Source organism: Rothia amarae (assembly GCF_042677725.1).
GTDB lineage: Bacteria > Actinomycetota > Actinomycetes > Actinomycetales > Micrococcaceae > Rothia > Rothia amarae.
Window position 1 is genome coordinate 125,018 of record NZ_JBHUCN010000015.1, and the last position, 23,904, is coordinate 148,921.

General features: G+C 54.3%; 24 protein-coding genes. 11 read left to right on the plus strand and 13 right to left on the minus strand.

The window, feature by feature from the left end:
- Nucleotides 1–229 precede the first annotated feature (229 nt).
- The 3 genes from ACFR81_RS10295 to ACFR81_RS10305 form a co-directional block, all read right to left on the minus strand.
- Nucleotides 230–2,041, minus strand: a complete 1,812-nt coding sequence (locus ACFR81_RS10295) for a S8 family serine peptidase (protein ID WP_343876390.1) — start codon at nucleotides 2,039–2,041, stop codon at nucleotides 230–232.
- A gap of 325 nt (nucleotides 2,042–2,366) precedes the next feature.
- The gene (locus tag ACFR81_RS10300) at nucleotides 2,367–2,873 is read right to left on the minus strand and encodes a Dps family protein (protein WP_343876391.1); all 507 of its coding nucleotides are present in this window, start codon (nucleotides 2,871–2,873) and stop codon (nucleotides 2,367–2,369) included.
- Between the two features lie 102 nt (nucleotides 2,874–2,975).
- Nucleotides 2,976–3,647 carry an HAD family hydrolase gene (locus ACFR81_RS10305; protein WP_343876392.1) on the minus strand — a complete coding sequence of 224 codons (672 nt, stop codon included), beginning with the start codon at nucleotides 3,645–3,647 and terminating at the stop codon, nucleotides 2,976–2,978.
- 37 nt (nucleotides 3,648–3,684) lie between these two features.
- On the opposite strand from ACFR81_RS10305, the gene ACFR81_RS10310 reads away from it, so the two are divergent.
- Entirely contained in the window at nucleotides 3,685–4,272 is a 588-nt protein-coding gene (locus ACFR81_RS10310; RefSeq protein ID WP_151145283.1) for a hypothetical protein, read from the plus strand.
- Nucleotides 4,273–4,607: 335 nt separating this feature from the next.
- On the plus strand, nucleotides 4,608–7,199 hold the full coding sequence (clpB, locus tag ACFR81_RS10315; RefSeq protein ID WP_343876393.1) for an ATP-dependent chaperone ClpB: 2,592 nt from the start codon (nucleotides 4,608–4,610) through the stop codon (nucleotides 7,197–7,199).
- A 250-nt stretch (nucleotides 7,200–7,449) separates the two neighbouring features.
- Here the strand turns inward: clpB and ACFR81_RS10320 are convergent, their stop codons facing one another.
- Complete coding sequence (locus ACFR81_RS10320) at nucleotides 7,450–8,193, minus strand: SDR family oxidoreductase (protein WP_343876394.1); 744 nt, start codon at nucleotides 8,191–8,193, stop codon at nucleotides 7,450–7,452.
- A gap of 131 nt (nucleotides 8,194–8,324) precedes the next feature.
- Between ACFR81_RS10320 and ACFR81_RS10325 the strand changes: the two genes are divergently transcribed.
- Nucleotides 8,325–9,215: a Sir2 family NAD-dependent protein deacetylase gene (locus ACFR81_RS10325; RefSeq protein ID WP_343876455.1), complete on the plus strand. Its 891-nt coding sequence runs from the start codon at nucleotides 8,325–8,327 to the stop codon at nucleotides 9,213–9,215.
- Between the two features lie 89 nt (nucleotides 9,216–9,304).
- On the opposite strand, the gene ACFR81_RS10330 is transcribed toward ACFR81_RS10325, so the two are convergent.
- Genes ACFR81_RS10330 through ACFR81_RS10340 form a run of 3 tightly spaced genes read right to left on the minus strand, consistent with a single transcriptional unit; the run spans nucleotide 9,305 to nucleotide 9,914 of the window.
- Nucleotides 9,305–9,436 carry a hypothetical protein gene (locus ACFR81_RS10330; protein WP_343876395.1) on the minus strand — a complete coding sequence of 44 codons (132 nt, stop codon included), beginning with the start codon at nucleotides 9,434–9,436 and terminating at the stop codon, nucleotides 9,305–9,307.
- Between the two features lie 24 nt (nucleotides 9,437–9,460).
- Nucleotides 9,461–9,751 (minus strand): cation:proton antiporter domain-containing protein, encoded by a 291-nt coding sequence (locus tag ACFR81_RS10335; protein WP_343876397.1) that lies wholly within the window; start codon nucleotides 9,749–9,751, stop codon nucleotides 9,461–9,463.
- A 4-nt stretch (nucleotides 9,752–9,755) separates the two neighbouring features.
- Nucleotides 9,756–9,914, minus strand: coding sequence for a hypothetical protein (locus ACFR81_RS10340; RefSeq protein ID WP_343876398.1), 159 nt, complete (start codon nucleotides 9,912–9,914; stop codon nucleotides 9,756–9,758).
- 295 nt (nucleotides 9,915–10,209) lie between these two features.
- Here ACFR81_RS10340 and ACFR81_RS10345 point away from each other — a divergent pair, with 295 nt between their 5' ends.
- The 6 genes from ACFR81_RS10345 (at nucleotide 10,210) to ACFR81_RS10370 (ending at nucleotide 16,343) form a co-directional block, all read left to right on the plus strand.
- Nucleotides 10,210–10,857, plus strand: a complete 648-nt coding sequence (locus tag ACFR81_RS10345; protein ID WP_343876399.1) for a DUF4956 domain-containing protein — start codon at nucleotides 10,210–10,212, stop codon at nucleotides 10,855–10,857.
- Between the two features lie 10 nt (nucleotides 10,858–10,867).
- Complete coding sequence (locus ACFR81_RS10350; RefSeq protein WP_083147146.1) at nucleotides 10,868–11,770, plus strand: polyphosphate polymerase domain-containing protein; 903 nt, start codon at nucleotides 10,868–10,870, stop codon at nucleotides 11,768–11,770.
- A gap of 50 nt (nucleotides 11,771–11,820) precedes the next feature.
- The gene (locus ACFR81_RS10355) at nucleotides 11,821–13,407 is read left to right on the plus strand and encodes a carbohydrate-binding domain-containing protein (protein WP_343876400.1); all 1,587 of its coding nucleotides are present in this window, start codon (nucleotides 11,821–11,823) and stop codon (nucleotides 13,405–13,407) included.
- A 279-nt stretch (nucleotides 13,408–13,686) separates the two neighbouring features.
- Nucleotides 13,687–13,902, plus strand: a complete 216-nt coding sequence (locus tag ACFR81_RS10360) for a DUF3073 domain-containing protein (protein WP_068169103.1) — start codon at nucleotides 13,687–13,689, stop codon at nucleotides 13,900–13,902.
- 213 nt (nucleotides 13,903–14,115) lie between these two features.
- The gene (locus tag ACFR81_RS10365; RefSeq protein ID WP_343876401.1) at nucleotides 14,116–15,165 is read left to right on the plus strand and encodes a phosphodiester glycosidase family protein; all 1,050 of its coding nucleotides are present in this window, start codon (nucleotides 14,116–14,118) and stop codon (nucleotides 15,163–15,165) included.
- Nucleotides 15,162–16,343 carry a bifunctional glycosyltransferase family 2/GtrA family protein gene (locus ACFR81_RS10370; protein ID WP_343876402.1) on the plus strand — a complete coding sequence of 394 codons (1,182 nt, stop codon included), beginning with the start codon at nucleotides 15,162–15,164 and terminating at the stop codon, nucleotides 16,341–16,343. The genes ACFR81_RS10365 and ACFR81_RS10370 overlap by 4 nt, the downstream gene beginning before the upstream one ends.
- Nucleotides 16,344–16,485: 142 nt before the next feature.
- Here ACFR81_RS10370 and ACFR81_RS10375 read toward each other — a convergent pair whose 3' ends face one another.
- Nucleotides 16,486–16,722, minus strand: coding sequence for a hypothetical protein (locus tag ACFR81_RS10375; RefSeq protein WP_190617868.1), 237 nt, complete (start codon nucleotides 16,720–16,722; stop codon nucleotides 16,486–16,488).
- 399 nt (nucleotides 16,723–17,121) lie between these two features.
- On the opposite strand from ACFR81_RS10375, the gene ACFR81_RS10380 reads away from it, so the two are divergent.
- Nucleotides 17,122–17,859, plus strand: a complete 738-nt coding sequence (locus ACFR81_RS10380) for a class I SAM-dependent methyltransferase (RefSeq protein WP_343876403.1) — start codon at nucleotides 17,122–17,124, stop codon at nucleotides 17,857–17,859.
- A gap of 197 nt (nucleotides 17,860–18,056) precedes the next feature.
- Here the strand turns inward: ACFR81_RS10380 and purM are convergent, their stop codons facing one another.
- The 5 genes from purM to ACFR81_RS10405 all read right to left on the minus strand — a co-directional run bounded on the left by purM (nucleotide 18,057) and on the right by ACFR81_RS10405 (nucleotide 22,947).
- Nucleotides 18,057–19,199: a phosphoribosylformylglycinamidine cyclo-ligase gene (purM, locus tag ACFR81_RS10385; RefSeq protein WP_190617873.1), complete on the minus strand. Its 1,143-nt coding sequence runs from the start codon at nucleotides 19,197–19,199 to the stop codon at nucleotides 18,057–18,059.
- On the minus strand, nucleotides 19,196–20,917 hold the full coding sequence (purF, locus tag ACFR81_RS10390; RefSeq protein ID WP_343876404.1) for an amidophosphoribosyltransferase: 1,722 nt from the start codon (nucleotides 20,915–20,917) through the stop codon (nucleotides 19,196–19,198). The genes purM and purF overlap by 4 nt, the downstream gene beginning before the upstream one ends.
- Nucleotides 20,918–21,053: 136 nt before the next feature.
- Nucleotides 21,054–21,389, minus strand: coding sequence for a potassium transporter Trk (locus ACFR81_RS10395; protein WP_343876405.1), 336 nt, complete (start codon nucleotides 21,387–21,389; stop codon nucleotides 21,054–21,056).
- A gap of 155 nt (nucleotides 21,390–21,544) precedes the next feature.
- Complete coding sequence (locus ACFR81_RS10400) at nucleotides 21,545–21,928, minus strand: sterol carrier family protein (RefSeq protein ID WP_145173697.1); 384 nt, start codon at nucleotides 21,926–21,928, stop codon at nucleotides 21,545–21,547.
- Nucleotides 21,928–22,947 (minus strand): asparaginase, encoded by a 1,020-nt coding sequence (locus tag ACFR81_RS10405; protein WP_343876406.1) that lies wholly within the window; start codon nucleotides 22,945–22,947, stop codon nucleotides 21,928–21,930. The genes ACFR81_RS10400 and ACFR81_RS10405 overlap by 1 nt, the downstream gene beginning before the upstream one ends.
- 246 nt (nucleotides 22,948–23,193) lie before the next feature.
- Here ACFR81_RS10405 and ACFR81_RS10410 point away from each other — a divergent pair, with 246 nt between their 5' ends.
- Nucleotides 23,194–23,886, plus strand: coding sequence for a TetR/AcrR family transcriptional regulator (locus ACFR81_RS10410; protein WP_343876407.1), 693 nt, complete (start codon nucleotides 23,194–23,196; stop codon nucleotides 23,884–23,886).
- The last annotated feature ends 18 nt before the right edge of the window (nucleotides 23,887–23,904 follow it).

Below are 23,904 nucleotides of genomic sequence, written 5' to 3' on the forward strand. Positions count from 1 at the left end.
TGGTTTACCGGGCGCATTCTCTGCAACCAGTATGTCGATAAACCGCTTGGATTAGAGGAGATCCACAACGAATCACATCTAACCTGTGGGAACTACTCCCCTTCGCTGGCATAAGCATAGCGAAAAATAACCTCTCACTAGAACTCAATGTGACTCAAATGAAACCTAAAAAAGACCGGCTTGGAAACCCAACAGGGATTCAAAGCAGGTCTTCAGCTGCCAACATAAGTTAGTTAGCTTGAGCGAAGCGGTAAACAAAAGCCGCCATAGCGCCACGTGAAATAGGTTCCAGCGGCCGGTATGTGCCGTCGCTCCAACCCGTGGTTATTTCCTCTTTGGCTAGCCAAGATACTTCTTTATAGAAGCTACTGCCGCGAGGGTAATCGGTAAAGGGGCTGCGCGCACTCGGTGTATAGGCAGGGGATCCAGCCATACGGTAGAGGAAAGCTGCCATAGCCTCACGGGAAATAGAATCATTGGGTCGGAAGGTGCCGTCGCCCCATCCTGTTGTAATTCCCTTGCTGGCTAGCCAAGAGACTTCTTTGTAGAAAGGATCACCGGGACGAATATCCTTGAACGGTGAGCGAACCGGAGGCGCATAGGTGGGTGAGCCCGCTAGACGGTAGAGATAAGCTGCCATAGCCGCACGAGAAATACCTTCCTCTGCGCGATAGGTTCCATCAGCCCAGCCGGTAGTTACACCCATGTTGCGAGCCCAGCTAATTTCTTTCCGGAAAGGATGGTTCGCGGCGACGTCGCTAAAAGGAAGCGTGACGTGCGTGGGGGTAACTGCCTGAACAGCTCGTTCCGCGTTGACAAATTTATAGTCACCCACGTAGCTCCCAGTCCCTTGCAAAATGGAACGGATTGTTTCAACCGGAAGGTCAGGATTGCGCTCCTTCATCAAAGCAATGACGCCTGCAATGTGAGGTGCCGCCATAGAGGTGCCGTTGAGCGGACCGTAGCTTGGATTGCCCGGTCCCTGAGTGCCGTCGGTGATAGTGGACCATATATCAGTACCCGATGCACCGCCGGGTGCCAAAATATCAAGGGGCCAGCCCCAATTGGAGTAACCAGTCATGGTTTGCCAGCCGTTACCTGCGGTGGCACCTACAACGATTGCACCCCAGCAGTTGGCGGGGGCGTACTTCCCGGCGTCGTCCCCGTTATTACCGGCTGCCACCACCACGGGAACGTTGCGTTCATGAGCTGCCCAAATGGCGTCTTCAAACACCTTGGGGCAGGTATTGGCAGGGAAAGCCGCAGAAATATTCACGACGTCGGCGGGTGTGGGATTGAGTGGCGCACCGGGAACGTAAATACCCGCTGACCATGCGACACCGGCTGCCATATCTGATACGTAGCTATCACCACCAGCACCCAAAATACGGGCATGCTGAACAGATGCGCGCGGTGCAACGCCTGCTACGCCCAAGCGATTGTAGGCTGATCCAGCGGCGATACCAGCCACGTGCATGCCGTGCCACATCGAGTTTCGACCGTTTGACCAGTCACCCTGATCTTGCGGGTTAGAGTCCCATCCGTTTCCGTCACGAGAAAACTCTGAGCTGGTGAAGTCATAACCGGGTAGTGTGCGGGCGTCCAACTCGGGGTGTGTGGAATATCCTTCGTCGGCGACGCCGATGACCACGCCGTCGCCCACGTTAGTTTCCCAAGCTTGAGGAGCGTTAATGGCGCGCATGTTCCACTGCAGATACCACAGGGGGTCAGTGGGAGTGACAGGAGCATATCCGGCGTCAGTGTTCTTGATGCGCAAATCTGCCTCAGCGTATTCCACGCTAGGATTGGCGTTCAGGGTCTTGACTACCTCTGTTTGCTCGCTGGGGGAGAGCTCCGCAGTAGATTTCACGACGTCGGCTGAAGCGACGGTCTGGCTTACTACTTCGGTGGTGGAGTCATCCAGTGCCGATTTCTTTGCGGTGGACTCTAGAACTTTCGCTTTGGTGTCTTCGGCGGTGCCCTCTTTGAATTTAACGACCACCTGATCGGTATCTTCTTCAACGGTGGGAGCGTTTTTCACGCTGGCTTCTGCGTGAGTGCCTGCGGTAAGCGATGGGTCACCTTGAGAGTGAGGTGCGGAAGTGTCCGCGCCTTTGGGGGCCGCTATTGCAGGGGAGGTTAATCCTAAAGTCAGCAGGACAGTAAGAGACGATGCGAATACGATTTTGGGAGTGCGATGTGAAATTTTCAAGGGGGGGAGGGCTTTCGGGGGAGTCGAAGCTGATGGGTACCGATTCAGGTTACCCCAAATCGAGGTTTTATTAGGTGGTTTAGGGGACAAAAAATAATCTGCCCCGGGGAATCGGGGCAGATTGAGAAAATAGGATGGGTATAAGCGACGACGCTTACTTGATGTCACCCTTTGAATTTTCAAGATGCGCACGTACAAACCACTGGAACTTTTCAAGCTCGGCAGTCTGTCCAATGAGCAAATCCTCGGTTACGGGGTCGAGTTCTCCCGCTTTTGCAATAGCGGCGCGGTGATCCTCAATGACGCCGTCGTAAACCTTGTTGATAGCTTCTAGATGTACGGTGGTGTCTGCGCGGCCTACCGAGTAGTCTTCCCAGGAGCGTTTAGCTACTAAATCGCCGGGAGTGCCCACCGGGGATACACCCAGGGCTGCCATGCGTTCTGCGACTTCATCGGCAAAGCCGCGGACTAGCTCAATCTGAGGGTCAAGCATTTCGTGTACCCCGATGAAAGAGGGACCGACGACGTTCCAATGAGCATGCTTCAGGGTGAGCTGAAGGTCATTGAGCGCGTGCAGGCGCATTTGAAGCAGTTCACCTACTTGATGACCGGTCGCTTCAGTAAGTCCAGGAACGGTATAAGGTGCATTGGTGGCAGGCATGTTCAATCCTTTTCTGAGCTCGGAAATTATTACACATACGCAGTAATATCTTGGAACCTGCGTTCACTTACCATTTTAGTAAGCGCATCCCCAAAGTCAAGATTATTTTGAATTATTCATATTAAGGATTTTGGCTAGTGTGAGCTCTTCATGTTGCATTCGAGCATGCCCTAAATCTTCCGGTACGGGCACTTCACCGGGAACCACAATGACCTTCATTCCTGCTGCTAGTGCGCTTTGCACGCCGGAGGGGGAATCCTCAACAGCTACACACTGGGTTGGATCAACGCCGAGCTTCTTGGCTCCCAATAAGTATGGTTCGGGGTTAGGTTTCGGGTGAGTCGTTTGTTGGTCGCCAATCAAAGCGGTGAAATAACCGGGCGCGAGTTCGGACGTGCGCTGGGCAACCGCCGTCGTCGCGTTGGTGACAATACCCATGGGTATTCCTGCCTGATGAATCTCATCGAGTAGCGGGCGAATGCCAGGGAGGAAATCGTAAGAGCTTCGTGAAAATTCCTCCATCATGTAGGAAATGAGCTTTTCCTCCAGCTCAGAGAGTGGCAAGTTCACACCTACCTTTTGGAGCTGTTCAAGAGTCTTGCGAATCGAATAACCCAACACCGCCAGGGTGTCTTCAGAAGTCCACGTGGCATTGTGCTCAGTTGCAATGCGCTGCTTGGCTGCTTCCCAGAGGGGTTCGGTGTCCACTAGGGTGCCGTCATGGTCAAAGAGAATAGCTGCAGGGTAGTTCGATGTGCTCTCATTTTTACTCATAATTCCAGCCTATCCTGAACTGAATCTTTAGGGGGCAATGACCTACTATTACAGTGTGGATAACCAGTCATCTGAACAGATTTTGCACCGTCCATCGTCCGCTTTTCAGCGCCTGATGCTCTGGGCCGCAGTACCCGGCGCCTTGCTGTGCGCCCTGTGGATTACTGCCGGACGAGCTTTGTTTGGCGCCGGCGGTTCGCTGGTGGGTATTTTTGCCATCAGCTTTGGTCCGGCGCTTTTGGCTATCTTGGGGGTTGCTGCATGGTGGATGTGGCACGACGCCAAGCGGTACGAAGGATCGGCGGGGACGACGTCGACGTTAGCAGTTCTGCAACTGGTGACCTGGGCAATTGCTTTCATTTTTGGAATGCTCTGCCCAGACGTGGTGGATGGTAAGACCGTTTCTGCGGCGTCGAAAATTTTGGGTGAAGACTTTATTGGACTCTCTGCAGGGTTTGGCAATACTTCAGGAATTTTGACGTTCGTGGCAGCATTCTCTGTGTTCTTTGTGGCGTGGGGTGAGAACAGGCGCTCGCGTAAACGTGCAGCAGGAGTGAGTGAAGAAGACGAAGAGCTCATTGCCCGTCAGTACAGCGAGTATGAATTTTTGGATGAGATGGAATAAACCTTGCAAGGTTGAGTTTTCATGGCCTCAAAAGCAAATTTCATACGCCCTCGGGGAAATGAAATTTTCCTTTGAGGTGTATTTCTGACGGTGCTTCTTTGGGTTGGTATGGTGCATGGCCTGGTGGACCCCTCGCTTTATCCCGCGAGTGGACCATTTCACGTGAATATTCTCAAGCAAAATTATTGTAATTTATTCTGTGGAAAACTCTTGTCTTAACAAGTTGAGCGGAGTAGACTCAAGTTAATAGATAAATAGAAACGCAGGGGTTGGGTCTAAATCCCGTATTTCTCAGTCTTTAACAGAGAAAACTTCAACTCGAAAGGAAGACTTTCATGGAACAAAAATTCACCACTAAATCACAAGAAATCATTAGTAGCGCGAACATGAACGCGCAAACCGCCGGGAACCCCAGCATCGAACCTGCCCACTTACTCAAAGCGCTCATGGATCAGCGCGACGGCGTGGCTGTAGCTGTACTCAAAGCTGCAGGAGTGGACATCGACGCCGTCTCCGTTGCTGCCTCCAATGAAATCGCCAAGCTGCCCAAGAGCAGTGGCTCATCGGTAGCGCAAGCACAATTCAGCCGCAACGCACTGCGTGCAATTCAAACCGCTCAAACCAAAGCAGAGCAATTCGGGGATACTTTCATCTCCACCGAAATGATTTTGCTCGGGCTTGCATCAAACGACGACGCTACAGCGAAAGCTCTGGCGGATAACGGCGCTAGCGCCGACGTCATCGCTCAGACCATTCCGCAGGTAAGAGGAGATCGCACCGTGGACACCCCAGACCCCGAAGGCACTTTCCAAGCGCTTGAAAAATTTGGTACCGACCTCACCAAGATTGCTCGCGAGGGCAAACTAGACCCTGTGATTGGTCGTGACTCAGAAATCCGTCGCGTCGTGCAGGTACTTTCTCGCCGTACCAAGAACAACCCCGTTCTTATCGGTGAACCAGGTGTAGGTAAGACCGCTGTGGTAGAAGGTCTTGCTCAGCGCATGGTCTCAGGCGATGTTCCTGAGTCTCTGCGCGGTAAAACCCTCATCTCTTTGGATCTTGGCTCAATGGTTGCCGGTGCGAAATACCGTGGTGAGTTCGAAGAGCGCCTCAAAGCTGTTTTGGATGAAATCAAAAAGTCCGAAGGCCAAATTATTACCTTCATTGACGAGATTCATACCGTCGTCGGTGCTGGCGCTTCCGAAGGTTCGATGGATGCCGGAAACATGCTCAAGCCCATGCTGGCGCGCGGTGAGTTGCGTTTGATTGGCGCTACCACCCTCAACGAATACCGTGAAAATATTGAGAAAGACGCCGCTCTAGAACGCCGTTTCCAGCAGGTCTACGTGGGTGAACCCAGCGTGGAAGACACCATCGGTATTCTGCGTGGACTCAAAGAACGCTACGAAGCGCACCACAAAGTAGCCATTGCAGACTCGGCTTTGGTCGCTGCGGCAACGCTGTCCCACCGCTACATTCCCTCGCGTCAACTTCCCGATAAGGCAATCGACCTCATCGACGAAGCTGCTTCGCGCCTACGCATGGAAATCGACTCGGCACCCGAAGAAATTGACATGCTCCGGCGCCAGGTAGACCGCTTGACCATGGAAGAACTGGCACTTCAGAACGAAACCGACCCAGCCTCAGTAGAGCGCCTGGAACACCTTCGTGCTGAAATGGCAGACAAACGAGAAGAACTCGACTCTCTCAACGCACGTTGGGAAGCCGAAAAAGCAGGACTTAACCGAGTCGGCGACATCAAGAACAAAATTGATGAACTGCGCTCGCAAGCTGACATGGCGCAGCGTGAAGGAAATCTTGCCGATGCTTCCCGTATTCTTTACGGCGAAATTCCTGCGCTGGAAGCCGAACTGCATGCTGCGCAGCAGGCTGAAGCTGAACATGCTGACAAAGAATCGATGGTTTCTGAGGAAGTAACCGCCGACGAAATCGCCGAAGTCATCTCTGCTTGGACGGGTATTCCTGCTGGCAAGATGCTCCAGGGCGAATCAGAGAAACTTTTGAACATGGAAGACGAGCTGGGCAAGCGACTCATCGGACAGAAGCAGGCGGTCACCGCCGTAGCCGATGCCGTGCGTCGTTCACGCGCAGGCATTTCTGACCCCGACCGTCCGATTGGTTCCTTCCTCTTCCTTGGCCCAACCGGCGTCGGCAAAACCGAACTCGCCAAATCACTCGCCGAATTCCAATTCGACGATGAAAAGGCACTGATTCGTATCGACATGAGCGAATTTGCTGAAAAGCACAGTGTCTCACGTCTGGTGGGTGCCCCTCCCGGATACGTTGGTTACGATCAGGGCGGTCAGCTCACCGAAGCGGTCCGCCGTCGTCCCTACTCCGTAGTGCTGTTGGATGAGGTGGAAAAGGCTCACCCGGAAGTCTTTGACATCCTCTTGCAGGTACTCGATGATGGCCGCCTTACCGACGGTCAGGGGCGTACCGTAGACTTCCGCAACGTCATCCTGATTCTTACCTCTAACCTGGGATCACAGTTCCTGGTTGATCAGAACATGGAAGAAGACGCCAAGAAGCAGGCGGTTATGAACGTAGTCAACGCTTCGTTCAAGCCCGAGTTCCTCAACCGTTTGGACAACATCATCATGTTCGATCCTCTTTCGGCTCAGGATCTCTCTAAGATTGTGGACATTCAGATTGACGCGATGGCACAGCGCCTGGGCGCCCGCCGCATCAATTTGAACGTTACAGATGCCGCTAGCGAATGGCTCGGACTTGCTGGCTACGACCCCGCCTTCGGTGCTCGTCCGTTGCGCCGTCTGGTGCAAACCGAAGTGGGCGACCGTCTGGCACGAGGAATCCTCTCCGGCGCCATCCACGATGGCGATACCGTAAAGGTAGATGTGAACCCCGATGTTGCTATCGATGGGCTGACGGTGACGGCTGAGTAATGTTGCTTGGCTGAGCTATGTGATATTTCGCTCTAGCTAGGTCGCGGCTTCGTCAGGGACAAACGCTTGAGCTCAAACATTAAGAGGAGGACGCCGCCCGGTCGGCTCTTACGGAACTTTTAGTCCGAGGGAGCTGAGGGGGGCGTCCTCCTCTTATAACTCGCCTGCGCATTTATCCCTGCACTCCACCACGAGATGAGCTGGGGCGCGTAACACTGCTAGGCTCAGCTTTTTACTCAATCCAAGCAGATTACTGCTGCCTCAACCATTGTTCGAGGGTGGGTTCGAGGATGATGGCGTCGACCGGTGCGTAGAGAGATCCATCGGCAAGCGCCGGCAGGACGGCGTCCACGGTGGTGACCTTGCGGGAATCGTTCGTAGCTGCGAGATAGCGCTCGGTCAGCTCAGGCAAGGTGAGGCGTTCGCCGCCTGCAACGGTGATGAGCCCTTCCCCGTGTTTACCTTCCGCGGCTTCTACCAAGAAATCTGCGACGGCGCCCATAGGGGCTGGCTGGATAGCCCAGTTCTGTGCCTTCACCTCATCATCGGAAACTTCGGAGCCAGCGGGATTGAGCACAAACTCAAACCACTGCACCGAGCGAACCACGACAGATTCGAGCTCCGCCTTCTGAACGAGCTGTTCCTGCTCGAAGCGTGCCTTGTAGAAGGGGAATTCCTGGAGCTGGGGCTTTTCTACGCCGTTAATGGAAAGCATCACGAGGCGGTGAACGCCAGCTTTTTCTGCGGCGTCGATAAGGTTTTTAGCGTCGTCGAGGATAGGGGTAATCAGATCGTCAGAAGCAGGATCGCCCACCTGAGAAGCATCAATCACAGCGTCAACGCCGTCGAGCTGCTCCAGAATGCCCTCGCCAGCGAGCAAATCTACACCTTCGGAGCGGCAAATCTTGACGATATCATGACCTGCTGCTTCAGCTTTTTCAACAATAACTTTTCCCATAGCGCCGGTGGCGCCAGCAACTGCAATCTTTAACATTCCTTTATTCTATGCCTGCTGATGTTTGCCTTGCTATGACTTGTAATAATAGAGGGGTGAACTTTGAATCATCCTCCCGCGCGTCTTCGTATGTTTCTGATGCGGAAAGTATTGCCCGCCCCGATATTGCGATGGCGCACCGTTCGGCAATTCGCTCGATTGAGCGGGTGGTCAGTGAAACGGCTACACCTCACGATCCAGTTTTTGCTCGTGAGGGTATCGCGGCAATGTTGGATGGCGGGGGAGTGCTGGTGCTCACCGGGGCGGGAGTTTCGACCGGTTCGGGAATTCCCGACTACCGCGGTCCCAACGGTTCGCTCAAGAAACACCGCCCCATGACCTATCAGGAATTTAGATACGACGACGGCGCTCGCCAGCGCTACTGGGCACGCTCGTTCGTGGGCTGGCGGCATATGCGCCGTGCAGAACCTAACGCAGCTCACTACCTACTGGCTAAATTTGAAGAGCGAGGCACGCTAGCCGGTCTCGTGACTCAAAACGTGGATGGTTTGCACCAACGGGCAGGGTCAAAAAATATCGTGGCGATCCACGGTGATCTTGACCGGGTGATTTGCCTGATGTGCGGGCACCTAGAAAACCGCGCACATATGGACACCCGCATCGACGCTATCAACCCCGGCTACCTTGCGCGGTTAGAAGGTGAAGAACTGCAGGTAAACCCCGACGGCGACGTCGAACTTTCAGACACCTTCATTTGCGATTTTAAAATGGCAGGGTGCGAGAACTGCGGTTCCACCCGCCTGAAACCTGATGTGGTGTATTTCGGCGAAAACGTGCCCGCCGAACGCAAGGCTGCAGTCGCAGAGATGAAAGCTGACTCGAAATCCCTGCTCATTGTGGGTAGTTCGGTAGCGGTGATGAGCGGGTACAAGCTCGTGCTAGACGCGCAGAAGCAGGGCAAACCCATCGGCGTCATGAATGGTGGCCCCGGACGCGCGGACACCCGTGCAGATTACCTCTGGCGCACTGAAGTAGCAGCAGGGCTAGCTCAACTGATCTAGCTCCGAACAAAAAGCCGTTCACCGAAAAATGGTGAACGGCTTTTTTCTGAGCTCTACTCTTTTAATTCTGCTCTCTGAGCCCGGAACTCTTAGCGGTCAGGGGACGAAAGGTTGTAGCTAATTTCGAAAGCATCGAGCCGCTCTAGCTCATGTGAAAGAGCCTCGGACGAGAAGGAGCTAATTTCGCGTGCATCCAGCAAAGCCGCAGCTTCTTTCTGCACCAGTTCAGGGTCTTCACCCTCAGGCTAGACCCAGCTCACCACTGCGCTGAGAGTACTGCCCTGAATAACCAGCGAAAGAAGCGCCACGAGAAAGGCGATAAAAATCAGTAAGGAACGCTGCGGAGTTCCTTCGGGAAGGGTGTGCACCGCAGCCAGGGTAACCGCACCGCGCATACCTGCCCGCACCAAAATAACCGAGTGCTGCCACGTCAGCGGGCGCTCCCCCTCGTAGCGAACCGTGGTTCCTACCCGTCGAATGCGCTTAATCATGTTTTCCTGCTTGCGGAAAAGACGCTGCTGAGAGCGTTCAGACACCGACTCAAAATCTTGCGGCTGAGGGTTCTTCCGACACCAATGCTTTCTCTGGGGTACCTCTCAAAACGAGCAGGATAGGCGCGGTAACCCGAACCCGGTTTTCGAGGGAAGCAACCACGGCGATAACCGCCAGAGCGAGAACGATAGAAATAATAACGATCATAGGCAGAAAAACCTTCAAGCGCTGGAGAACAGCTAATCCTTAGGGTACTGCCCTCACTCGAACAGAGGGGGCAACGGCACGGGTTGAAATAGCTCCAGGTCTGCGAGATACCAGAAAGATGAATGAGATACCGCCTCGAAACGGTACCTGATGAACTTTTCTAGTATCTCGATGTCGACTCCTTACAACATATTTTAAACGCTTAAGTTAGCCCTACATCCAGCACAGCTTAAACATAGCTACAGGTACGAATCTATAAATAACGCAAATTCCCCATGATTCGAAAGACCTGAAAATGTACCTCACTCTGGCATTCGCCGCGCTTGACCTAGCCGCCATCCTCGCTCTCTGCGCCATGTACGTTCGCCGCCATCGCCGTCGCGACCTGGTGGTTTCATACCTGGTGATTAACGTGGGCGTCTTTGCCGTGACGGTCGCTCTCGCCAACGCCGACGCCACCAGCGCAGGCATGGGAATGGGACTTTTCGGTGTGCTTTCGATTATCAGGCTCCGTTCCACCGAGCTGGACCAGCGCGAGGTAGCCTACTTCTTCGCCGCACTCGCCCTAGGTCTGCTTGCGGGAATCGGTCTTGAGCCTGTAGGCCTGGCTATAGCGCTGATGGCAGTGCTACTGATAGCGATGCTTGCCGTGGATTCGCCTCAGGTCATGGCAAACCTCCGCTCGCAAACCGTGACGGTCGACCGCGCCATCAGCGATGAAAACATCTTGCGCACTTACCTACAAGATCAGCTGGGGTACGTGATTGAAACCGTGAACATTCTAGAACTTGACCTTATCAACGATAAGACGGTAGCTGATATCCGATTCAACGCAGATAAAGCAACTGTCCCTCATACTCCCGATCATCCCGAGCTCTACTCCGACCAGCATCCCCTCACCCCGAATACCGCCACTCTGACCTCCCCTGCCCAACATCGCTAAGGAGAAAACCATGAATGAAAACACCCTCAAACTTCAGCCCCTGACCTTCGCGAACCAACATGAAGCGGCGCCGGCGTCCATTGTTCCCTCCCACTGGCGCCCCATCAACCTCGAAGAACTCAATGCACAGGCTGCCATGCAAACTCGCGTAGACCGCAAATATATTGTGGATGCGAAGCTGGCTCAGAAGGTGCTGGCTACGCTCCCCGCACAGGCGGCGGTGCTTACGATGGATGGCAAACGCGATTTCGCCTACGACTCGGTGTACTTCGATAACCCGGCGCTACAAAGCTACCGGCTAGCAGCCCACGGGCGACGCAACCGCTTCAAAATCCGAACACGCACCTACTGCGATACCGGAGATACTTTTCTTGAAGTCAAGACCGAAGGCGCACGAGCTGTCACGGTCAAAGAACGAATTCCTTATCAGATAGCTGATCGCGCTCGTCTGAATACCGAAGGGCGCAGATACGTGAACGAAGCCCTGGGCGACATGCTTGAATGCCCGGTCACCGACTTTGAACCGGTACTGGCTACCAACTACCGCCGCACCACGGTGTTCCTGCCAGAGGCAGAAAACAATCCGGTGAACTCCCGAATGACCATTGACTGCGCTTTGACCTGGACGCCGCTAAGCGAACTGGCGCTCTCACCGGCAACACCTTTTGAAGTGGGTGAGCACTATGTGGCGGAGGGGATGGTGATTATCGAAACTAAATCTTCCTCCGCCCCCTCGGTAGCGGATAAACACCTGTGGCAGGCAGGAATTAGACCGACAAAAATCTCCAAATTCGCTACGGGAATGGCAGCTCTCAACGCCCAGCTCCCCGCTAACAAATGGCGGCGGACGATTCGTCGGAACATCCATTTGAGCCCCACCGAGAAAACCCGCAGCCTTCATTTTGCCGCCTAAACAGCGTCCCCAGATTTACTCCAACAACTCCAAGCGAAAGCAAAAACACCATGAAACTCAAGAATAAATTCTCCAAGTCAGCTCTTTCCCTCGCCTTTGTAGGAATCATCGGGCTCTCGGGCTGCGCCGCTCAAGAAACATCCAGCACATCCTCTACCACGAGCGTAAGCGCAAGTTCAGCAAGCTCCACTGCTTCGTCAAGTTCATCTGCTTCCTCTAGCTCAAGTAGCACGCTCTCCTACGACACCCATTTCAGCCAGGGCGATTTGAGCTGGGACGATTCTTCGGTCAAGACCATCGATCTCTCTAATCCTGAAGCGACCGATGGCGTGACGGTCAAGGACGGTGTCATCACCATTACCGCCGCTGGTAACTATAAGCTCACCGGCACTCTTGAAGACGGGCAGATTGTAGTTTCTGCAGGCGATGAAGATATGGTTCGCTTGATTCTCGATAACGCGTCGATTACGAATTCTGACGGTTCAACAATCAATATTCAAAGCGCTAACGAAGTTCTGCTGTACTCCAATTCAGGAACAACCAACACTATTAGCGATGGTTCCGAGTACAGCTCAACGGGAGAGGACGACCCTGATGCAGCGATTTACTCTAAGTCAGATTTGACCTTGGCTGGCGAGGGAACACTCAACGTCACTGGCAACTACAATGATGGTATTACCTCCAAAGACGGCCTCGTTATTGCCTCAGGCACCGTTGATGTAACCGCTCAAAACAGCGGTATCAAGGGTAAAGACTATGTAGATATTCTCGATGGCACCGTGAAGGTTACCGCTACCGAAGGCGATGGCATCAAGGCCACTAATTCGGACGAAGAGGGGCGAGGCTGGACTCGTCTTCAGAGCGGTACCGTAGAAATTTCTGCCGGCGATGACGGTTTCAAGGCTGAAAAGGAACTTGAGATTGACGGCGGAACTCTAACCATCAGCCAGTCCAATGAAGGTATTGAAGCGCAGTACATTACTTTCGCCGGCGGTGAAATCACAGTGGCATCAGACGATGATGGTGTCAACGCCAGCGTGCCCGATACTGATACTGACTCAACTTCAACCGATTCAAGTACTACCGATCAGCAGCAGGGACAGATGCCTTCAGGTGACATGGGCGGTCAGGCACCCGGCGGTGACATGGGTGGTCAGGCACCCGGCGGTGACATGGGCGGTGGCGGTGGCATGGACACCGTTGAAGACGCCAGCATTACTGTTACCGGCGGCACCATCAATGTGACTGCTGAAGGCGATGGCTTCGACTCTAACGGTACTGCCACCATGAGCGGAGGTACTCTGACTGTCAACGGTCCCTCACGAGGCGGCAATGGCGTCTTTGATACCGCCGGGGACTTTACTCTAACGGGCGGAACACTTCTGGCTGGTGGAACCTCGGATATGTTCGTGGCGCCCGCCGCGGACGGCCAGGGATATATCAAATCAACCGATTTGAGCACTTCAGAAGGTGACACCGTGACCGTGGTGGATTCTTCAGGCAAGACCGTGGCAACCTACACGGTTACCGATAAGGGAACTGAACTTTTCTTCGCCTCTGCGGAAGGAATTACCTCGGGTGAAACTTATACCTTGCAGGTCAATGGTGAAGATGCTGGCACCGTTACGGCTCAGTAATTCACGAATGTATTGAATATTGGAATAACTAAGGTTCTTTACAACACATGCTGAAGTAACTACAAAAGATAAATTGGCCCCGAAAAGTGTAGATTCTCTGCATTTTTCGGGGTCAGCTTCAAAAAAACTTCAGGTGAATTTTCGCCCAGCGGGATATCAATCTGCATATAACGCTAAAAACATGTACGCTTAAGAAAAGAAAACTGTAAGCATTCCGGTGGCTTACGTGCGCCTGCACGGTAGCCAAAAGCGGACCCGACGGATAAAGGGGGTCACGCCATGGGGCGCGGCCGTCAAAAGGCTAAAGCAACACGGCAGGCTCGGGAAATGAAGTACTACAGCCCCGAGACCGACTACACTGCGCTTGAACGTGAGCTCAGTAGTGCCAAAAAAAATTCATCAAGTGCAGCTCCGGCGTCAACCTATGACGACGAAGATGACTACTCAGCGTACGCAGACAAGTACACTGACGACTACGCCGATCGCCGCCGCTAACCGGGAAACCGGATAGTAGGCAATCAGCACATCACAAGACAGCCTCGGCAACGCGCCGGGGCTGTTTTGTTTAACAAAATTTAGCTCAGGTGCTTTTGCCGACGCCGCGCCGAACTGGGAGTGTTCCTCACTTGAGAGTAGGCTTCCGTGTTTCACAGGAGAGGCATAGGTTTGGCAAATCCTGCACATGGGAACGCACCACATGCTTAAACCATGACAAAGACCGAACAGCACCCCACTGAACCCCTTACCCAGCAACAACCAGCCACTGGCTCCACCGCCGTCGACCAAAACCGCGGTTTCTGGCAGAAAAAGACCACCCGCCGCACAGCCCTCTTCGGAGGAGTCGGCGCACTTGCCGCAGCAGGCCTGGGTGGTGGCTGGGCATACAACCGCTACCTCGCCGAACACACCGAAATCTCCGACGTCGCCGCCTACGAAGCCGCCGCAACGGCATCCTCAGGGAGCACCAAAGCTGCAACAACCGAGCTCACCAACGTCTCGGTGACAGACAGCGGACTTACCGCAGATAACGGTTCCATAGCCATCAACAAAATCGTCAACGGCTCAGGTAGCGATACCGTCACCGCATTCTCCGCCGAAATCAAACTCGACGATGCCACCCTTCTCAAATCGGCTTTCGCCAACAACGAATTCGGCTTGAACATCATCGACGTACCCACCGCCATCGCCGCCGAACACAATGCAATCTGGGCAATCAACGGCGACTACTACGGCTTCCGCGAAACGGGAATCGTCATCCGCAACGGCGTCGTATACCGTGACGCCAGCGCTCGCGAAGGTCTCGCTTTCTACCGCGACGGCTCGGTCAAGGTCTACGATGAAACCACCACAAACGCTCAAACCCTGGTCGATGCAGGAGTCTGGAACACTCTTTCCTTCGGTCCCTCTCTGATAAGCGACGGCGCAGTTGCCAGCGGTATCGAAGATTATGAAGTGGATACAAACTTCGGCAACCACTCGATTCAGGGAGAGCAGCCTCGCACGGGCATCGGCGTCATCGGCGATAACCACCTGATGGTTCTTGCAGTAGACGGGCGTTCCGAAGGTTACTCCCGCGGCGTCACCATGACCGAATTTGCCCAAATGTTCATCGATCTCGGCTGTACCACCGCTTACAACATCGACGGTGGTGGCTCAACCGATATGGTCTTCAACGGCTCGCTCGTCAATAATCCACTGGGCAAGGGCGAAGAACGCGGAACCAGCGACATTCTCTATATTGCAGGAGCGGCATCATGATCATCCTGATTCCTGCTTATCGCCCTGACGAATCGCTCGTCGAGCTGTGCAAGAAACTCATTTCTCGCGTTTCCTCAAGTCAGTCGCGGATTGAGATACTCATTGTGGACGACGGCTCAGGCGAAAAATATAGCCCCATCTTCCGCGTGGCCGAAGCCCTCAGCTACCGGGTTCGCATCCTTACCCTGGCAGAAAACGGCGGCAAAGGCGCGGCGCTGCGCGCGGGGTTCATCTGGTGCCGGGAAAACCGGGCGGGGCAGTGCGTCATTACCGCCGATGCCGATGGCCAGCACCTGGCCGCCGACATCCTTGCGGTGGGCGTGGCAACAGAGTTACGCGCTCAACAGGGTCTCTCAGCAATGGTGTTGGGTGTGCGCACGGTAGATGATCCACTGGCACCTGAGCCTGCCCGAGCGCCCTTGCGCTCTCGATGGGGCAACGCCATTTCGGTTGCATTCTTTAGACTCGCTACCGGGCAAAAAGTAATTGATACACAGACCGGTTTGCGCGGTTTTACCCCCGAGCTGCTGCCCTGGCTCGATATGATTCCGGGAAACCGCTACGACTATGAATTCACCATGCTGCTGCGAGCCACTCGCACCGACATGCTGATTGAGCAGGTGGCGATTACAAAAGTTTACGAGCCCGGTAATCCCACCAGCCATTTCCGGCCGGTACGCGATTCCTTAAAAATCTATGCTCCCCTGCTGGGGTTCTTGGCTACCTCACTGGCTGGATTCGCTATCGATACGGTCGCTTTGCTGAGTTTCGTAGCGTTGGGAATACACGTGATTCCAGCGGTAATCTGTGCGCGTTTGGTATCTGCTCTATGCAATTTCGCCTTGAATCGGGTGATTTTGCACGACGGCGGCGCGGCACCTGCAACCCGCACGTCCCTGGTGCGTTACGGGCTTTTGGCGGCGGGTATTCTCGCTACCAACGCTGGACTGATGGAACTTCTCACCTGGGCTGGTCTGCCACTCATTGTTGCCAAGGTGCTGGTTGAGGCTACCCTGGTTCCCCTGAGTTTCGCGGCGCAGAAGCGATGGGTTTTTGGCGAGCGTGAGACAGCACTGGAAACTTTACGACCGGATGCATCTTTTGCTACCCGCGCCCCGGTCGCAGCCTCGCAGGGGGAGCTGCCGCCCGCGCGTCGACGTCGCGAGTTAGTGGGTTAGGCTTGGGCGAAAGTTAGCTAGGTACAGTCAAAGTGGCGTTCTGGGGCGCAAAAATGGAGCGCAGAACGTCGCTTTAGCTAGCAGTAATGGGTCGGGGCCAGGGCGGGCGCCTAAACTTGACATCGACGCGCGGGCCAGGAACTTACCGGCTCATCGCCCGAACCACGTTAATTCCGTGGCACACGAACCCAATCATAAAAAGGACCATACCGAGAATCCCTAACAGATTATTGATGCCTTGAGCGACGCCAATCAGAATAAATCCGGGGATAGCCGTCAGAATCGTGACGATAAAGAGTGGTTTATTAATTTTAGAAAATGCGCCCTGCATGGACAGCTGACCGTAAGATCCACCGGTGTCCTGCTTATTCTGTTTCAAGAACCTGAAGCCAAAAAACGTGAACGCGATACCGGCGCACAGAAATAGAATGCCCGCCAGCGGAAATGAGTCAGCACGCAGTTGAAAATACGTGAGGAGACCTCCGATGAGGAAGAAACCGAAAGATAAGACCGAGACCATATATCGGGGACCGGGGCGTAGCATGGGGAATACTTCACTTTCTGAAGAAGTAGGATGTGGTTTATCCTACGGTTACGGCGAGGTTTTCCCTAGCCAGGGCGAAATAAATACTTTCTTGGAAGAAACAAATGACCGCCGTAGCGTGTTTTGACCAGATATACCTGGTCAAAACACGCTACGACGGTCAGAAACATTTGGGAGTGGCGGCCAAATAACTGGCCATAATGGGAATAACTGAACAAATCTAGAGGAGACCGGATGACAGATTCCCAGCCTTATGAAGATTTGCTTGCCCGAATCTACGACGAAGATAATCCTGACGGGCCGGACCACGACTTTTACCGGGAACTGGCGGATGAGGAGAGCGCTAAAAATCTTTTAGATTTAGGGTGCGGCACAGGAATTCTTACTGTGACATTTGCGCAACAGGGGCGGTCAATCGTGGGTATAGACCCATCCGAATCAATGCTCAATATTGCGCGAGAGCGCCCTCAAGAGAGCGGAATTGAATGGAGGATAGGAACTTCTCAAAATATTGAGACTAACAGGTTTGATTTTGCAATTCTGAGTGGGAACGCCGTCATGCATATCTTGGGTGAAGACTGGCACAATGCATTGGCGGATATAGCACGAGGTCTCAAGAAAGGTGGGACCCTCGCCTTCGAAACGAGAAACCCAGAGGCAAAAGCCTGGGAATCGTGGGGTCACGAAAAGTATCAGAGACAGACATCGGTAGGGTTTCTTGAAGAAACTGCATCAGTGACTCAGCCAGACCAGAATGGTGTAGTTTGCCTGAAATCTGAGAATTTTTTTGTCACTCAAAATCTTAACTTCAGCACTGTGTTAAGGTTGCAATTCAGAACCTATAAAGAGATATCATCCCAGCTAGAAGAGCACGGTTTCGGTATGAACCACGTGTATTCACAGTGGGATAAGACGGAGTTCGTTCCGGGTTCTCAACAACCGCTCATGATTTTTGTGTGTACCAAGCTTTAGCGTTGACGTCGCGAATCTGTAGGGTAGGTTTGGGCGCATGTTAGCTAGGTACAGTCAAAGTGGCGGGGCGGGCGCCGAAACCCGATCTTGCCTCTCCGCCTCTAAAGCGTTGAGGTACAAGAAAGGGTCAACTTTTTCACGAAAAGTTGACCCTTTCTTACACCTCAACGGGAGGGAACCGGTTGGAACGTAAAATCCTAGCGGTACTGGTTCAGCAGAACCGCCGCGCCGCCGTCCACACCCTTAGCGCCCTGAACATAATCAGAGTTCGAGGAGTACGAACCGTCGTCCTTTTGCACGGTACCTAGAATCCACGAGGAAAGCCCTCGGTCATTCAGGCGCGCAACAGCGGCATCGGCAACTGAAGGATCAACCACGGCAATCATGCCTACACCCAGGTTCAGCGTGCGTTCCAGATCAGCCTGGGGCACCCCGCCGAGCTCTTCGACGAGACGGAAAATCGCGGGAATTTCCCACGTGGAACGATCAACCAAACCAACAGTTCCTACCGGGAGGACGCGCGCCAGGTTAGCCGCCAATCCGCCACCGGTTACGTGGGAGAATCCACGAATACCGGACCCGGTCTGACCATCTTCACCGTTGACGGGGAAAGCCTCCATCAAATCAAGGCAGTCTGCGGTGTAAATACGGGTTGGCTCCAACAGTTCTTCGCCCAAGGTGCGACCGAGCTCGTCTACCTGACGCTCCAAACCCCAGCCTGCCACGTTGATCACCTTGCGCACCAGCGAATAGCCATTGGAATGGATGCCTGAAGATGCCATCGCGATGAGAACATCTCCCTCACGAACACGATCTGGCCCCAGCAGTTCGTCCGCTTCAACAATGCCGGTTGCCGCACCTGCGACGTCGTATTCGTTCTCTGCCAAAAGACCGGGATGCTCGGCGGTTTCCCCACCTACCAAAGCGGTTCCAGCGAGCGAACAACCCTCTGCAACGCCTCGCACAATATCAGCCACGCGTTCGGGAACTACCTTGCCGGTAGCGATGTAGTCGGTCATGAAGAGAGGGCGAGCACCGGTAACTACGATGTCATCTACCACCATACCCACCAGGTCTTGACCGATGGTGTGGTGAATATCGAGTGCCTGCGCAATAGCAACTTTGGTGCCGACGCCGTCAGTAGAGGTCGCCAAGTAAGGCTTCTTGAAATCCTTGAGAACAGAGAGATCGAAGAGACCGGCAAAGCCACCTACTCCGCCCACAACTCCGGGGCCGTGAGTTGCTTTGACGGCGTCTTTCATGAGTTCGACCGCGCGGTCGCCGGCTTCGACGTCCACACCTGCGGAGGCGTAAGTTACTGGGTTGGGGGTTTCACTCATGAGTTGTCCTTCTCAGTGGTTGCTTGATCTGCGGGTTCTTTATCTTCGGGCAGAACGAGGTTCTCTAAATCAGAATCGGGGCCGGGCTCGCAGGAACCGGCGGTGTTAGGCTCGGTAGCTAACTTATTTTCCAGCTCTTCGGTGCCGGGGCGGGTCTCTACCGAAACCGCGTGGGCATGTTCGGGCTTGTGCGCGACGGGGCGCTCAACGGTCACCTCGGCAATGGAGCTAGAAAGCGGGCCCGCAGAGCCGTCCTTGGTGTCAAAGAGATTCTTGCCGATTCGCTCGGGAATCGGAATAGGGTAGTTGCCGGTGAAGCATGCGGTGCACAGATTTTTGCGTTCCTGCTTGGTGGAGGCAATCATGCCCTCTTCAGAGATGTAACCCAGCGAATCAGCGCCGAGCGAATTGCAAATCTCTTCCACTGCCAGCCCATTTGCAATGAGCTCGGAGCGGGACGCAAAGTCGATGCCGTAGAAGCAAGGCCACTTAACGGGCGGCGATGAAATACGAACGTGCACTTCGGCAGCGCCGGCTTCGCGCAGCATGCGGACCAGGGCGCGCTGGGTGTTGCCGCGAACGATCGAATCGTCAATGACGATGAGACGCTTGCCTTCGACCACTGATTTGAGCGGATTGAGTTTGAGCCGGATGCCGAGCTGGCGGATGGTCTGCGAGGGCTGAATAAAGGTTCGCCCCACGTAGGCATTCTTCACCAAACCGTTACCAAACGGAATACCTGATTCTTCGGCGTAGCCAATCGCTGCAGGCACACCGGATTCAGGGGTAGGCATCACAAGGTCAGCCTCAACTTGGTGTTCGCGGGCGAGCTGGCGACCCATTTCCACACGAGACTCATAGACCGAGCGTCCGTTGATGGTGGTATCAGGGCGAGCCAAGTACACGTATTCGAAGACGCACCCGGCAGGCTTTGCTTCGGCAAAGCGGCGTGAGCGGAGACCACCTTCGCGGTCGATAATAATCATTTCGCCCGGTTCAATTTCGCGGACGAACGATGCGCCCACAATGTCCAGCGCAGCAGTTTCAGATGCCACTACCCAGCCGCGTTCAAGACGGCCGAGAACCAGCGGGCGAACCCCTTGCGGATCGCGTGCGGCGTAGAGGGTGTGCTCGTCCATAAACGTTAGGCAGAAAGCGCCCTGAAGCGAGGGGAGTAAATCGAGGACGGCGTCTTCGAGCGAACCAAAATCGCTGTTATCAAGAAGTGCCGTTACCAAGGCGGTGTCGGTAGTGTTGCCCTGCGCCAGCTCGCCACGCAGCGGAGCGTCACCACCGTTGCGTTCCAGCAGACGGTCGTAGAGTTCAGCAGAGTTAGTGATGTTGCCGTTGTGAGCAAGCGCCAGCGTGCCATAAGGAATATCGCCCAGAGTAGGCTGCGCATTAGCCCAGTGGGAAGCACCGGTGGTGGAGTAACGGCAGTGACCAACCGCCATATGCCCCTTCATCGGAGCGAGCGTTGATTCATCAAAAACCTGGGAAACGAGACCCATATCTTTGTACACGCTAATGCGGTTGCCATCGCTGGTTGCAATACCAGCGGATTCTTGACCTCGGTGCTGCAGAGCGTAGAGACCATAGTAGGTTAGTTTTGCGACGTCTTCGCCCGGTGCCCATACACCAAAGACACCACATTCGTCTTTGGGGCCGTGGTCGATTGGGTCGAGATCGTGTGTGAGTTTTCCGTCAGGACGAACCAATGAATGCCATCTTTTCGAGTTTGTGGGGTGCGGTAGAAGCTCGCAGAAAGTATTTATATTCTGTTTGCTCAGACGCTAATAAGTGTATCTGATAGCGCCTGCCGTATGGAGAAATATTGCGGGCTGAGCTGTGGTCTTATTGGTCTGGGGTTTCTACTGCGCGCAGAGTCTCGGGGTGTTTTGCCGAGCGACGGTCCAAAATGAGAGCAATGACGATGCCAATAGTTGCCCCAATTGCCCCAATGACAACTGCAAGCACGCCGAAGACGGCCGAACGTGAGTAGTCAAGAGTGAACATATCGGTGGGGGTAAAGGCGAAAGTCAAAATGGTAGCCACAATGAGTCCGATGACTCCGCCGGTAATCCCAAATGCGGTGATGGAGGGTGCACGGCGAATGCTGACAATCTGATCGCCGTGATCGTCCTGGTGTGTTGTGCGCGAGGTGGGGCTGGTATTTTGCTCGGTGCTCATGGGTCTTAACGTTACCGTATGAGACTGGCCAGGGGTTTGTGCCCGAAATCGAAAGCTCGCCATTTGCCCACAGCACACGGTTTTTAGCTGTCTTGGTGGACAAATGGTGTGTTCTCGACGGCGGCATAGGTAGCGACGGCGGGGTGCCGTACGTCCTAAAGAATCGGCATCCGATCTGATAAATCCGAACGTAACCCTGAAGCGGAAATCTTAGTGGCGTTCTCTTCCCACGTAGATACCCCCAAAGCAACCGAACACCAGGTGAAAGCGTCGGTTTCCACCACATTTGGTGGGGTCCCGCGTGTATGTCGCGGACCGGCAATACACTGTGTGACGCCGAAAGGCGGCACCCGGACTTCCACCGAGTTGCCGGGGGAGAGAGTGGCTAACTCCTCCAAAAGATAGCGCACCGCAGTGGCGCGCTGGTTGCGCGAAAGTGCCTGAAAAGAAGCTTCCGGTGAATCTGAGGATAGCGCTGCACGAACCGCAGAAATTGCTGCTGCACCGTCGTCCTCAGAAATTCTGCGCCGAATCGCCATTAGAAATCAGCTCCCAAAGACTCCTTCAACTCTTCAACTGTCAAGCCTAGCTCAATCGAACCGACGGGCTCACCGCCACCGAAAATGGGTCTGACGACCGCATCAACGCACTCATCGGCAAGGGCGGCAGAAATATAACCGCACGCTTCCAAAAGTCGCACAGCCACCAGCGAAGTTGCCCGCGAAGAACCGTCTAAAGCCTTTACTGCCACCGAAGCACCCGAGCGCAGACCAATCGCCAAAATGCCTTCGGCGCCGTTCTTCACCACGGCATCCAGTTTTTCAATGAGAACAGTGACCGGCTCCCCATGCCCCTGCACGAACTCGGGATAATCCACCATTGCGGTGGCGACCGTGGCAGCGCGGGCATCGGCGCGAATGTTTTCTACAGCCGCTCCCAACGTGGAGTAAGCGCGAGCTAAACCGGTGAGGGAAATGGCGGCAACGGGGGCACCACAACCATCAACACCCACTGCGGAGATTTCCTCTTGCGCATACTCACTGATAGTTTCTAACGTAAGTTTTTGGAGGGGATGCTCGGCATCCAGATAAGTCTCAACCGGCCAGCCGCGCTTCTTGCAGCCCCACAAAAACGCCGCATGCTTACCGGAACAGTTGAAGGCAAGTTTTTGCTTGGGGTGTCCGGCGGAAACCAGCGCGTGATGGCTCGACTCATCACTGGGCCAAGCGGCGGGGCACTGAAGAGCGGAAGCGTCGAGGGAAGCTTCTTGAAGGATCGACTGCGCCACCTTCATATGTTCAAAAGAGCCGGTATGGGATCCCGACGCCAAAGCAATCTGTGCACCCTGTAGTTCAGCCCCCGCGTTCATCGAGGCAATCGACTGGAACGGCTTGAGCGCAGAGCGCGCAAAAATAGGGGTCGTGACGTCACCGAGAGCGGCAACCACTTTGCCTTCGGGGGAGAGGGCGACGGCGGAGCCCACGTGGCGGGATTCAACGAATCCGCTTCGGACGATGCGGGCGAGTTCTACGGCGTCAGAGGCTGAAAAGGTCTGCATGTTTTAAGTATTCCATAGGATTTGCACGGATAGCTCGGCGCAGCGGGAGGCAAGCTGGCTGGGTCTGGCATGAATCGCATTTGCGAGCGCTAGCGAGCCATGCGAGAAGGATCGCTTGCCGACGCTGTGCCGAGCGGAGGGTAAGGGCATGGATACTCAAACTTTGTGCAGTTTCTGCATTAATGTGGCACAAACTACTCCCGAAAGTAATTGCAGTTTCTGCATTGTTGCAGTTACTGTAAATTTATGAAGTTTCTACATTCCTGCATACGTGCGGACGAGCGAGAGGGTTTTTCTGACAAGCGAAAAGCCCGTGCTGCCGCCACGCATCAAGCCATTTTGCAGGCGGCAGAAGAACTCGCTCTGCGAGAGGGGCGGCAGGCTCTCACCACCAAGAGGTTGGTGGCTGAGGCTGAAGTCTCCGAGCGAACTATCTTCAATCACTTTGAAAACATTGACGCTATTTTGCTGACCAGTCTGGGTCAACACCTGGCTGATTTGGTAGATGTCAATGCTTTCCCTGCTCAGGTGGGGCTTTCTCAACTGCCTCAGGCTTGCGAGGATTTTCTCATCCAAAGCTTACAGGGGGAGCGAAGCGCTGAAGCTCTTGACCACTTCGTCAATCTCGCGGCTACTTTTGGTTCCGCAGAAGACATAGGGGAGAGCATTGGGCAAGAAGTCTTTGCCACCGTGCAGAGCATGAGTATGGCGCTCTGCCAGCATGTGCAAGAACTTTACCTCGCAGAAGATGATTTGCGAGTGGTTGAGCTGGCTCTGTATCTGCAGAATCTCCTCACGGGGATGCTCTTTGGCATGGTGCGATATATGTACGAAAATCCACAGCTGCAAGAGAATCCTTCGCAGTACTCAAATTCGGAAATTCGTCAGAACATGATGTGGGGAGTCACCCAGGTGAGCACCGGACGTCCGAAGTTTTAGAACCTTATAAATTTCACA